Genomic DNA, 12,618 nt, shown 5'->3' on the forward strand with positions numbered 1-12,618 from the left:
TATTTCGGAAGGAGCCTGCGTCGAGTTCGACGCGATGCGCGACGTCGCGCCGGGGCCGTATCAATCAGTCGCCCGCGAGAACCCAGTCTTCGGTGAGCACGGCGTGCATGATCGTGCTCTCGCCGCCGACCGAGTGGGTGTACGTCAGGTGGATCGCGCCGTCGCGGGACTGGATCATCGAGGGATAATGGAACGAGCCCTTGCCGGCCTCGGCTCGCTCGACGTGCCGGGTCTTCGACCAGGTCGCTCCCTCGTCGTCCGAGAGCGAGACGGCAAGCGAGTGCCGGCCTCGATCGAGGTCGTTGTAGACGAGCGCCCAGCGGCCGCTCGCCAGCCGGATCGCCTCGATCCCCGCGCCGGGGTTCGGCAGGGCCGTGTCGACGACCGGCGTCCAGCTCTTGCCCTCGTCGGGCGACGTGCTGAGGCGGATCTTGTGGTGCGGTCCGTTGTCGCGCATGTAGGCCGCGAGCGTCCCGTCGTTCTTGCGCACCAGGCTCGGCTGGATGTTGCCGAAGCCGACCATCAGGTCGCCGGCCTTCCAGGTCTGCCCCTTGTCGTCGCTGATCGCCATGATCGACGACGAGAACGTGTCGCAGTACAACGGCAAGATCCAACGCCCGGAAGGAAGGACGACCGCATGGACGCGGGGCATCCAGCCGAGTCGTTGATAGAGCAAGTCGTCGGCCCGGCGCTCGACCGGCTCCAACTCGGCTTTGTACTTCTCCTTCTCAGCGGGCGTGAGCGAGGCGACCGCTTTGTGAATCGCCTCGGCGAACGGGGCGCTCTCGGGCGTCAGGTGAAGCACTCCCGAACGTGACCACGCAATCGGGCTTGAAGCGGTCTGCGGCGCGTCGGCCACGGCGTACTTGAGCAGGGCGCCTTCCCAGCGATGGTCGAGGATCGTCGGCCAGAACAGCCAGATCTTGCCGTCGGGGTCGGCGAAGACGGCCGGGTTGCAATCCGGATAGCCGGGGGTGTCGGCCGTCACGAACCGGGGGTTCCACTCCTTGGCGCCCTTGGCGAGCCACGCGGCCTGGATCAGCACGTCGTCCGACTTCCGCTCGCCGGTGCCCGAGTACCAGACGGCCAGCAGGTCGCCGTTCGCCGTCTCGACCACGCACGACGAATGGTTGTGTTTCTTCTCGGGCTTGAAGATCGGCTGACGGACGAGCTGCGGAGGTTCGGCCGAAGCGGCCCGCCGGCTGTCGCCGACGGCGCCGAGACAGATCAGCCCACACAGCACCGCGAGGATCGTCGGTCGCGCCATTCCGGTCTCGTTCCTGGTCTTGGTTTCACGGATGGATGACTCGTAGGCTCAAGAGTTTAGTGCGACGGAGGGGCGCGAACAAGGGCCGACCCGACGGCTCGATCGCCCCGGAGGTCAGCGCCGCAGGCCGGGAGGGCCGCCGCCGGCCGAGGGAGCCTTGTCGCGATCGGCTTCACCCTGGCGAGGGAGGCTGAAGTTCTTGTTGAGCAGCGGCTGCTTGTTCAACTCGGCCGAGTGGACGATCAGGCTGGGGCCGAGCTTGCGGCCGGCCGGCGCGTCGAGCGTGTTCCGCGCGGCCGTGACGAGGAACTCCCCCGCGTGGGCCGCGTGCGGAAAGCCGAACGTGACGCCGCGCAGGGGCTTCTTGTCGGCCGAGCCGGCGTGGCGGGTCAGGAACGGATTGGTCCAGCGGACCTGGTTGTCCTCGACCACGGCCGACATATAAACCCGCCCGGTGTTCACCTTGACGAACTTAGGGTCGTGGCTGACGCCTAGAGTCGCCCCGGTCTCGGAGTCTTCGAAGACGTTGCCGCGCACCACGGCGCCCAGCACCGGCGCGTGCGACCATCCCCAGGCGACGGGGCTTTCCGTGGCGCAGGCCGAGCACCCGAGCGATGCGGCCCCGCCGAGCAAGTGGTTCTTCTCGACGAGCAGACCGAAGTGGTTCCCGGGAAGCACCATGCAGGTCGAGGTCCGGCTGCCTCGGATGTCGATGCGATTGCCTACGAACCGCTCGTTGACGAACCCGCGCGAGATCGAGACGTACTCGGTCCCTTTCGGAATCGGGGCGTCGACGAGCAGGGTCGTCGGGTCGAGCGGCTGCGCCACGCGCCGCCACTGGCCGGCGGCCGGGCCGGTGAGCAGCGACACGACGTCGCCGGGCCGGACGTCCACCCCTTGCATCCGTCCGGTGCGCAGCAAAAGGCCGTCGTCCGAAAGCGCCCGCAACTTCCCTTCGTAGCTCACGCGGTACGACTCGGTGAGGATGATCTCAGGCGCGTTGATGCGAGGCACGCCGTCGCCGTCGATCTCGCCGATGCCCTCGACCTCGTTTTGCTCGACCAGGTCGTTCGCGCCGTTCTGGGTGAGGACCAGGAACCGCCAGACCTTGCCGCTGGGCTCGACCGGCTTGACGCGGTTGCCGCGAGCCACCACGTCGTTCGTGCCGTGGCCGGTGAACACCCCTTGCGAAAACGTGCCGGGCTGGGTTCCCGTGCACACGTTGTTCAGGCAAACCCAGGGGCCTTTGAAGAACTCGATCGGCCCGCCTTTGAGAGTGTTGCCCTCGATCCTCCCGCTCATCGCGTTCGTGAACCGCATCAGCCGCATGGCTTCGACCCACTTCGAGGGATCGGTCGCGGCGGGGCCTTCAAGGTCGAGGTTCGTCACGGCGACGCCGACCTTCAGCTCGTGGCGCTGGGGATCGCGGTCGTCGGTCGTGCCGATCACGGCGGAGCCGTAGCTGACCTCGGTGTTCCAGCGGATCGGCCCTTCAAACCGGACCGCGAAGCCGTTGAGCGTCGTGTTGCCGCAGTGGATCTTGATCGCCGTCGTCCACGGAGTCGCGCCGGCGGGCTGCGAGAAGAGGAGCGTCGCTCCTTTTTGCTCGGCGGTCAGGGTCGTCGGCTTGTTGAGGATCAACGGCTGCGTCAGTCGGTACGTCCCGGGCGCGAGGCTCACCACGCCTCCCCGGTCGACGGCCGCCTGGAGGTCGTCGCCGGGTTTCGCTTCGGTGCGGTTCGCGGTGGGCGTCGGGGCTCGACGGGTCGGGTCGCACGCGCCGCCGGGGAACTGGGCGATCAGGGACTGGCCCGTCTTCGAGACCAGCCGGAGCACGAGGTTCGCCCCGGTTTCATCGCGAGACGGCGGGAAGAACAGGTCGAGCGACCCCGAGGCCGACCCCGGGCGGATCGTCAGCGCGCCGTTGCTCTCCCATTCCTCGGTCGCCTTCAGCTTCTCGTCGCCGGCCGCCCGGTAGACCCACGCGCCGCGGACTGAGTCGGTGAGGACCGCCCCGGCCAGGTCCGGCAGTTTCCCCAGGCCCGACACCGTGACGTGCACGTCGCCGGGGCCGTTGACGTCCTGGCCGTCCTGGCCCAGCCAGCGGGCCGTGGCCGTCGCCAGGTGGACCTTCGGAGTGGTCAATTCGGGCATCTGGAGCTTGGGGTCGCAACGCCCCGCCTGCACGGTCGCCGAGTCCATGGTGTCGTTCTGGTACAGAATCCTGACCTTGAGGGTCTGCCCGTTCAGGTCGCGCGAGGGATGAAAGAACAGGTCCCCCTCGCTCGGGGTCTTGGGATCGGCCCAGAATTCGGTGCCCGGCAGCAACTGGGGATTGATTCCCGATTCCCACTTGGCGCCGCCGGGACCGTCGATCCGCACCGCCTTGATCTGGGCCTTCTTCGAGATCCCGGCGACCTGGATTCGAGCGTCTTGCAAGCCGTCGGGACCGACTTCCGGGCCGGTCCCCACGCGGTCGAAGCCGTCTTGTCCCACCCATTTCAGCCCCAAGGTGGACTGAGCGGTCCGCAGGCTGGAATTCACCTTCCGGCCGCGAAGGATCAGTTGATGTTCCGGGCCGTTGTCGTAACGGACCAGCATCTTGTAATCGCGCGCGCCTTCCCAGCCGCTGGGCTCGATGTAGAGGTCGGCCTGGGTCGATCCCTTTTGACGCTTGACTTCGATCTTCCAGGCGAACGACTCGACGTTGTACTGCCATTGCGCGGGGTCGCCGCTCAGGTGCAGGATGTCGATGAACGAGATCTCGCGGTCGGGGTCGAGGTTACTCAGGACGATGTGGACGTCCTGGACGTCGTTGGGCTCGCGCCGGTTGTTGTTGGCGACGAAGTCCTGGCCGTCCTGCCCGATCCACCGCGCGACGGGTCGTCCGCCGGCCGCCTGGTAGCTCGCGGCCCGGACCGACTTCGGCTCGTCGAGCACGAAAGCCAGAAGAAACAGGAAGCCGACGGCCGTCGTTCTCATCGTCGCTGGATTCATGCCGACCTCCGTGGAGACGCGTCCTGAGATCCGCCTTCGTCCCGTTCCATCGGACGGCGAAAGCCTCATTTTCCATCGCACTTTCCGGCCGAAAGCCTACCAGATCCAGATGATCGTCTGAAGCCCGACGAGCCGCCCCTACTTCACCGGGGCCGTCGTGCCGGCCGATTCGTGATAAGATGGCCGCCTGAGATTTCCTGGGATCAGGGACCGACGCAATGGCTCGTGAATCGATGGGTTCTCTGTTTGACGAACCGGACCAGCCGGAGGATATCGAACCGGCCGCCGACGCTCCCTTGGCCGAGCGGATGCGGCCCCGGACGTTCGAGGAGTACGTCGGCCAGTCGAACCTGATCGGCGAGGGGACGCTGTTGACGCGGGCCGTCGGCCGCGGCGGCAAGCTGCCGTCGTTGATCCTCTGGGGGCCGCCGGGCACGGGGAAGACCACGCTCGGCCGCCTGATCGCCCGGGCCTCGGGTGTGAAGTTCATCGCCCTTTCCGCCGTGTTCGCGGGCGTTCGCGAGGTCCGCGCCGCGATCGACGAGGCTGTCAAGATTCGCCGTCGAGGCGGCCGCGTGATCCTGTTCATCGACGAGATCCATCGCTTCAACAAGGCCCAGCAAGACGCGCTTTTGCCGGCCGTCGAGGACGGCACCGTCACCCTGATCGGGGCGACGACCGAGAACCCCTCGTTCGAGGTCAACGCCGCGTTGCTCTCACGCGCCCGCGTCCTCACGTTGAATCCGCTCACCGAGAACGACGTCGCCGCGATCCTCCGCCGCGCCCTGGCCGACGCCGACCGAGGCCTCGCGTCACTGCGTCCTCACCTCGCCGACGAAGACCTCGAACACCTGGCCCGCTCGGCAGGCGGTGACGCCCGCGTGGCCCTGACAGCCCTCGAATCGGCCGTCCAGGGGGCCGAGCCGGGTCCCGACGGCGCTCGAAGGGTCGACCGTGAGATCCTGATCGAGGCCCTCGGCCGCGCCCGGTTCGCCTACGACAAGGGGGGCGAGGAGCACTACAACCTGGCCTCGGCGCTGATCAAGTCGCTCCGTAATTCGGACGCGAACGCCGCGCTCTACTGGCTGGCCCGGCTGATCGAGGGCGGGGCCGACCCGATCTTCATCGCCCGACGGCTCTGCATCCTGGCCTCGGAAGACGTCGGCCTCGCCGACCCCCAGGCGATCGTCCAGGCCGCCGCCGCCGCCCAGATCGTCCAGCTCATCGGCCTTCCCGAAGGGCTCTATCCGCTCACTCAGGCGACGATCTACCTCGCCCGCGCCCCCAAGTCGGCCGCCGTGAAAAACGCCTACTTCGCCGCCGCCGCCGACGCCGCCGCCACCGCCCGCGAACCCGTCCCCCTCCACCTCCGCAACGCCGTCACCCGCCTCATGAAATCGGTCGGCTACGGCGAAGGCTACCGCTACGTCCACAACGACCCCAAAGCCAAGGACGAGATGACCTGCCTCCCCGACGGTCTTGTGGGCAAGGTGTACGTTGAGCCGGAGGGGCCGAGCTATGACTAGGTTTGATTGCGAAGCATGCCTCCCACGACGAATTTCTCGGCGCGAAGGACATGGCTGTCACTGACGCGGTCTTTTCCATCAAGATCAGCGATGGTTCGAGATACTTTTGCGAGTCTATCCATGGACCGAGTCGAGAGGGTGTTGGTATGGACTGTATTCTTGAAATAAGAGAGTCCACCGTCGTCGAATGAGCAATATTCCATGACCTTCCCGCCCGGGATCGCGGCGTTGAAGGGAATCCCTTGGCCGGAAAACCGTCTCTCCTGTCGCTCACGAGCCAGTTCGACTTTGGCCCGTAATCGCGGCGAGACGCCTTTCTCCGGCTCGGCGAATCGCTCCTCCGTCGACAGTCGCCGAAGCTCGACCTGGAGATCGATCCGGTCTACGATCGGGCCGCTGAGTTTCTTTTGGTATTTTCGAACCTCGGTCACGGCGCAGGTGCAACCATCCGTCCCGTAATATCCGCATGGGCATGGATTCATCGCGGCGACAAGCGTGAAACGACTTGGATACGAAAGGGTCGCTCCAACGCGAGAGATGACGATCTCGCCGGTTTCGATCGGCTGACGTAGCGACTCAAGCGTGGCGGTACTGAATTCGGCGATCTCATCGAGAAAGAGCACGCCGAGGTGCGCGAGTGTGATCTCCCCGGGGCGGGGGATTTTACTTCCGCCGCCGACCAAAGCCTGTCTCGACGCTGTGTGATGGACGCTCCGCATCGGGCGTCGCGTGATTGCGAGCCCATCACGGTCCAACGCTCCATAAGCGGAGTAAATCCGCGTCAGCTGGACTTTCTCCTCATCCGAAAGCCTCGGGAGGATCCCTGGGATCGCGCTCGCCAGGAGTGACTTACCCTCGCCCGGGGGGCCAATGAGCAGCAGATTATGACCACCGGCAGCCGCAATGCAGGCTCCTTCCTTCGCTTCGTTCTGTCCCTTGATGGCTCCAAAGTCGACGGCTCGCTCGATGAGGCTTTCGAACTGGATTCCATTCTTGAGGGCGTTCTCCAGCTTGCCGGTGCCTCGGAAATATTGAATGACCTCGTCCAACGTCGAAGCTGGAAAAACTCCACATCCGGCGTGCCCCGGCTTCGCGAGGATGAGGGCTGCTTCCTTCTCGTTGCCCGCCGGGACGATCAGCTTCTGACCGGGCTTGGCGCAAAAGGCGATCGAAAGCGCCCCGGGAACCCTGCGGATTTCGCCGTGTAAGCCGAGCTCTCCAAGGAGGATGTAATCCCCTTCGAGGTGCTCCGCGAGATCTGGTAGGATGCCGGCTGCTTGAAGGAGGATAATCGCCAGTGGGAGATCGAGCCAGGTCCCATCTTTCGGCAGATCCGGCGGAGCCAGATTAACAAGTATGGAAACCTGTGGGTTGGGAATCTTCAGCTTCGAAAAGGCCCCGGAGATTCGATCAAGCGACTCGTAGACCGAGCCTCTCGCCATCCCGGAAATCGTCGTCGCCCCTCTCCAGGTCGTGGGAAGGCGCAGGATCTCCATCGCTCGCGCCTGAATCTCGATGATGTAACCGTCCAACCCAAAGAGAATGCCGCCATTGAGCGTGTGGTCGCGAGTTAGCAAAGACTTGAGCTTCTGCGTACTCTGAACTTGATCGCGGTTGGCCATGATAGGGCCTCCGGCTCTGTTGGGAAGCGAGTTGACGGGCGATTCTTCGCGGCTGTGTTGTTTTGGACAATCGCTGTCGGACGGCCGCGCCCGCTGGGAAGCATCCATGATCCATGGTACAGCATAGATCACGCCTTTGAAGAGTCGGCTGGCAATTCGTGGCCGATATTCTGGCTATCTCTGCCTGTTGCCGGGCGCGAATTTGGCGATTTTCATCATGACCTCGCACTCGGCTTGAAACCCATTGGTCGATGCCGCCAAAGGGTGGCGCCGGATCTGCGAGAAGACTCTTGATCTCCCCGACGGCGGGATGAACCAACGCTTTGATGCGTGTCCTTGGAATGGAGTTGAACCGCTGTGCGAGACGACGACGGTCTTTGGTACAAGGATGCGATCATCTATGAGGCCCACGTGCGGGCCTTCTTCGACAGCAACGACGACGGCGTCGGCGATTTTCGCGGGCTGACGTTGAAGCTCGACTATCTGCGCGACCTGGGGGTCACGGCGATCTGGCTCTTGCCGTTCTATCCGTCGCCGTTGCGCGACGACGGGTACGACATCGCCGACTACACGAAGGTCAACAAGCAGTACGGGCGGCTGTCGGACTTCCGCGAGTTTCTGGAGACCGCTCATCGTCTCGGGATGAGGGTCATCACCGAGCTGGTGCTCAACCACACGTCGGACCAGCACGAGTGGTTCCAGCGCGCGCGGACGGCGCCGGCGGGGAGCCCCGAGCGCGACTTCTACGTCTGGAGCGACACGCCGGACCTCTATCCCGAGGCCCGGATCATCTTCAAGGACTTCGAGGTCTCGAACTGGACGTGGGACCCGGTGGCGAACGCCTACTTCTGGCACCGGTTCTATTCCCATCAGCCCGATCTCAACTACGACAACCCCGCCGTCTGGGAAGCGGTGTTCCCGCTCGTCGATTTCTGGTTCGGCATGGGGGTCGACGGTCTCCGGCTCGACGCCGTTCCGTACCTCTACGAACGCCCCGGGACCAACTGCGAGAACCTCCCCGAGACGCACGAGTTCTTGAAAGCCTTGCGCAAGCACGTCGACGAGAAGTTTCCGACGCCCCCGCGGATGTTCCTCGCCGAGGCCAACCAGTGGCCCGAGGACGCCGTGGCGTATTTCGGCGACGACGACGAATGCCACATGGCGTTCCACTTCCCGGTCATGCCTCGGCTGTTCATGGCGCTGCATCAGGAAGACCGGTTTCCGATCCTCGACATCCTTGCCCAGACGCCGGCCATTCCCGAAAACAGCCAGTGGTGCATGTTCCTCCGCAACCACGACGAGCTGACGCTTGAAATGGTGACGGACGAGGAACGCGATTCGATGTATCGGGCCTACGCCCAGGACCCCGAGGCGCGGATCAACCTGGGCATCCGCCATCGCCTCGCGCCGCTGTTGTACAACGACCGGAGGCGGATCGAGCTGATGACCGCGCTGTTGTTCTCGCTGCCCGGCACGCCGGTGCTTTATTACGGCGACGAGATCGGCATGGGCGACAACATCTACCTCGGCGATCGCAACGGCGTGCGGACGCCGATGCAGTGGTCGCCCGACCGCAACGCGGGGTTCTCGAACTGCAACCCGCAGAAGCTCTACTTCCCGGTGATCACCGATTCGGAGTACCACTACGAGGCGGTCAACGTCGAGAGCCAGCAGCAGAACACCAGCTCGCTGCTCTGGTGGACGAAGCGGATGATCGCGCTGCGCAAACAGCATCGGGCGTTCGGCCGGGGGACGTTGGATTTCCTCCGCCCCGAGAACGCCAAGATCCTCGTGTTCGTCCGGAGCTATGAGGACGAGCGCATCCTGGTCGTGGCCAACCTTTCGCGATTCATGCAATACGTCGAGCTCGACCTCCGCGAGTTCCAGGGATGCGTCCCCGAGGAGCTTTCCGGGCGCAGCCTGCTGCCGCCGATCGACGAGCGGCCGTATCGATTGACGCTTTCGCCTTACGCCTTCTACTGGTTCTTGCTGAAGCCGGCCGACGCCGCTAAGCCGGCCCTGGACGGCGAGCCGCTGCGCGTGGGCGATCTGCCCGCGCTGACGGTCGCCGACGACTGGCGGACCGAACTGTGCGGCAAGGATCACGCGCGGTTGGGGGTGATCTTGCCGAGCTTTCTGGAGCGTCGGCGGCCGCCGGGCGTGCCCCGGATCGTCGCCGCCCACATCACGCGATCGTTCGCCGACCCCATGGGATCGGGCGACATCCAGTGGCTCGTCGTCCGCGTCGAGCTCGACACGGGCGATACCGAATCAAGCATCCTGCCGCTGACGGTGATCGGCGAGGACGACTCGTCGCGGCTTCTCGAATCGGCGTCGACCGCCGTGCTGGCGCGGTTGACGGGGAATCGAACGGGCTTGCTCTGCGACGCGGTCGCCGCCCCCGCCTGCGGCCAGGAACTCGTGCAGGCGATCCAGGCCGGCATGACCGCGCCCCTGGCCGACGGCGAGCTGGCGGCCGTGGCTTTGAAGGGGTTGGCCGAGGCCGTGGGCGACGCCCACACGCTGGTTCCCTCCCACCTCATCCGCGGCGAACGCTTCAACGCCACGCTCGTCTTCGACGAGCGGCTGACCCTCAAGACGTTCCGGAGCGTCGAGACCGAAATCAATCCCGACTTCGAGATCCGCACCTTCCTCTCGGCCCGGCAGGAGGCCCCGATCGTTGCGCCGGTGCTTGGTTATATCGAGTATCGCCGGGTCCACGGCCCGCCGGTGACGGTCGCCGTGCTGAACCAGTACATCCCCAATCATGGGACGGCCTGGCATCTGACGATCAACCAGCTCAGCCAGTTCTACGAACGGGTCGCGGCGCATTCGCACCGGCGGATCTCCGAGACGCCGAGCGACCCCAACCCCGCGGTTCCCGACCCTGGCGCCGAGGCGTCGCTTGAGGAGATCATCGGCGGCTTCGAGAGCATCGCGCGGAAGATCGGGGTTCAGACGGCCCTGCTCCACCGCACGCTCGCGTCGGATTCGCGGGCCGCCGATTTCCGCCCCGAGCCGTTCGGTCGGCTCTATCAGCGGTCGCTCTACCAGGCGATGCGGAACCTGACTCATCAGGTTTTCACCCGGCTGACGTTCGAACTTCCCAGACTGACGGAACCGGTCAAGGCCGACGCCGCGCGCTTGCTCAGCCTTCGCGAGCCGCTGCTCGAACGCTTTCGAGAGGTCGCTGACACGCCGCTGGGCGGGTCGCGAATCCGGATTCACGGCGACTATGAACTCGACCAGCTCGTTTATACCGGGACCGACTTCGTCGTGATCGACTTCGAGGCCGATCTCGAAGACTCGACGGGCGAGCGCCGGGTCAAACGGTCGCCGCTCCGCGACGTGGCCGCGATGATCCGGTCGTTCGATTACGCGGCCCACAGCGTGCTTTTCGACCTCGAACACAAGGAAGGCCGGCCCCCCGGCCTGGTCCGGCATGAGGACCGCTCGGCCCTGGAGCCGTGGGCCCGGCGCTGGCAGTCGCGGATCTCCCGCCAGTTCGTCGACGCCTACTTCGAATCGCTCGACCGCCCCGGCCTCCTCCCCGCGACCCGGAGCCAGTGCGAGTTTTTGCTCGACGTCATGCTGCTCGAACGGGCGCTCGACGAGGTCGGCCGCGACATGGCCCGCCGCCCCGACTGGATGGTCGTCCCGCTCCGCGCTCTGCTGCGGATGCTCGAACCCGAAGCGCCGCCGCCGTCGAATGAAGTGCTCGGGGTTTGAGGTCTCGGCTTCAGGCGATCAGTTCCTTGACCACGCGCGCGGGCTCGACGCCGGTGAGGTGGACGTCGAGGCCCTGGAACTTGAACGAGAGCCGCGCGTGGTCGATGCCGCAGAGGGCGAGGATCGTCGCGTGCAGGTCGCGGACGTGGACGACGTTCTCGACGGCCTTGTAACCCAGCTCGTCGGTCGCGCCGTAGGTGACGCCCCCCTTCGACCCGCCGCCGGCCATCCAGAGCGAGAAGCCCAGAATGTGGTGGTCGCGGCCGGTCCCCTGCCCCATCGGCGTTCGGCCGAACTCGCCTCCCCAGACGACCAGGGTGTCGTCGAGCATCCCCCGCTGGTCAAGGTCCTGGACGAGCGCGGCGCACGCCTGGTCGACCTCGCGAGCGGCGACCGGCATGGCGTGGTCGATGCCGCCGTGGTGGTCCCACGCGCGATGGTAGAGCTGGATCATCCGGACCCCGCGCTCGGCCAGCCGCCGGGCCATCAGGCAGTTGGAGGCGAAGCTGCCGTCGCCGGGGTTCTTGACGCCGTAGAGGTCGAGCACCGACTTCGGCTCGCTCGCAAAATCGGTCAACTCGGGGACCGACGCCTGCATCCGGAACGCCAGCTCGTACTGGGCGATCCGGGTCTGGATCTCGGGATCGAGCCGGTCGTCGATCAGCATGCCGTTGAGTCGGTTGATCTCCTCGACGCTCTGCCGCTGGGCGTCTGGGCTCACGCCCGGCGGCGTGCTGATGTAGTGGACGGCGTCGCCGCGCGACTGGAACATGATCCCCTGGAACTTGCTGGGAAGGAAGCCGGCCGACCACTGCCGGGCCGAGACCGGCTGCTGGCCCGACGCGCCGGCGGACGTCAACACGACGAACCCGGGCAGCTCGTCGGTCTCGGCGCCGAGGCCGTAGAGAAGCCACGAGCCCATGCTCGGGCGGCCCTTGATGATCGAGCCGCTGTTCATGAAGGCGTGCGCCGGGTCGTGGTTGATCTGCTCGGTGATCATCGACCGGACGATGCACATCTTGTCAGCGTGCGTTGATATGTGCGGAAAGAGATCCGAGATCTCCTGCCCCGACTGGCCGTGCTTGTGGAATTCGCACGACGGCCCGCGCGCGATGAGGGTCTTGTTCTGAAGCTGGGCGAGCTGCTGCCCCTTGGTGAACGACTCGGGGAACGGCTTGCCGTGCAGCTCCTTCAGCTTCGGCTTGTAGTCGAGGCTCTCGAACTGCGACGGCCCGCCGGCCATGCAAAGGTGGATCACTCGCTTGGCCTTCACCGGCAAGTGCGGCGGCTGGACCACGCCCCGCCAGCGCGAGTCGGGCTTGACGGCGTCGGCCGCGCGGGCCGACTGCTGAAACAGGCTCGGGTTGAGCAGACCCGACAGCGCGAGCGACCCCAGTCCGTAGGCCGAGTTCCGCAGGAACACCCGCCGCTGAACCGCCGTCCGCCACGCCTGAGGATCGATCGGGTGATTCATGAT

Annotated in this window: 6 protein-coding genes; 2 read left to right on the forward strand and 4 right to left on the reverse strand. The window is 65.7% G+C overall.

The window, feature by feature from the left end; translation table 11 throughout:
• Positions 1-64 precede the first annotated feature (64 nt).
• Both BSF38_RS27835 and BSF38_RS27840 read right to left on the reverse strand, forming a co-directional pair.
• On the reverse strand, positions 65-1,267 hold the full coding sequence (locus tag BSF38_RS27835) for a sialidase family protein (RefSeq protein WP_076350281.1): 1,203 nt from the start codon (positions 1,265-1,267) through the stop codon (positions 65-67).
• Positions 1,268-1,381: 114 nt separating this feature from the next.
• Entirely contained in the window at positions 1,382-4,264 is a 2,883-nt protein-coding gene (locus tag BSF38_RS27840) for a right-handed parallel beta-helix repeat-containing protein (protein ID WP_076350282.1), read from the reverse strand.
• A 233-nt stretch (positions 4,265-4,497) separates the two neighbouring features.
• On the opposite strand from BSF38_RS27840, the gene BSF38_RS27845 reads away from it, so the two are divergent.
• Positions 4,498-5,790 carry a replication-associated recombination protein A gene (locus tag BSF38_RS27845; RefSeq protein ID WP_237170650.1) on the forward strand — a complete coding sequence of 431 codons (1,293 nt, stop codon included), beginning with the start codon at positions 4,498-4,500 and terminating at the stop codon, positions 5,788-5,790.
• On the opposite strand, the gene BSF38_RS27850 is transcribed toward BSF38_RS27845, so the two are convergent.
• Positions 5,787-7,412, reverse strand: a complete 1,626-nt coding sequence (locus BSF38_RS27850; RefSeq protein ID WP_168189480.1) for a YifB family Mg chelatase-like AAA ATPase — start codon at positions 7,410-7,412, stop codon at positions 5,787-5,789. The genes BSF38_RS27845 and BSF38_RS27850 overlap by 4 nt on opposite strands.
• Positions 7,413-7,769: 357 nt before the next feature.
• Between BSF38_RS27850 and treS the strand changes: the two genes are divergently transcribed.
• Positions 7,770-11,141, forward strand: coding sequence for a maltose alpha-D-glucosyltransferase (treS, locus tag BSF38_RS27855; RefSeq protein ID WP_076350284.1), 3,372 nt, complete (start codon positions 7,770-7,772; stop codon positions 11,139-11,141).
• Positions 11,142-11,151: 10 nt separating this feature from the next.
• Here treS and BSF38_RS27860 read toward each other — a convergent pair whose 3' ends face one another.
• Positions 11,152-12,615: a DUF1501 domain-containing protein gene (locus BSF38_RS27860; RefSeq protein WP_076350285.1), complete on the reverse strand. Its 1,464-nt coding sequence runs from the start codon at positions 12,613-12,615 to the stop codon at positions 11,152-11,154.
• Positions 12,616-12,618 lie beyond the last annotated feature (3 nt).

Origin of the sequence: Paludisphaera borealis (assembly GCF_001956985.1) — a bacterium.
Classification (GTDB): domain Bacteria; phylum Planctomycetota; class Planctomycetia; order Isosphaerales; family Isosphaeraceae; genus Paludisphaera; species Paludisphaera borealis.

What these genes read in the sequence shown, in the direction of transcription:
- BSF38_RS27845 (WP_237170650.1), top strand. Translation starts at nt 4,498, where the DNA reads ATGGGTTCTCTGTTTGACGAACCGGACCAGCCGGAGGATATCGAACCG.
- BSF38_RS27840 (WP_076350282.1), bottom strand. Translation starts at nt 4,264, where the DNA reads ATGAATCCAGCGACGATGAGAACGACGGCCGTCGGCTTCCTGTTTCTT.
- BSF38_RS27850 (WP_168189480.1), bottom strand. Translation starts at nt 7,412, where the DNA reads ATGGCCAACCGCGATCAAGTTCAGAGTACGCAGAAGCTCAAGTCTTTG.
- BSF38_RS27835 (WP_076350281.1), bottom strand. Translation starts at nt 1,267, where the DNA reads ATGGCGCGACCGACGATCCTCGCGGTGCTGTGTGGGCTGATCTGTCTC.
- BSF38_RS27860 (WP_076350285.1), bottom strand. Translation starts at nt 12,615, where the DNA reads ATGAATCACCCGATCGATCCTCAGGCGTGGCGGACGGCGGTTCAGCGG.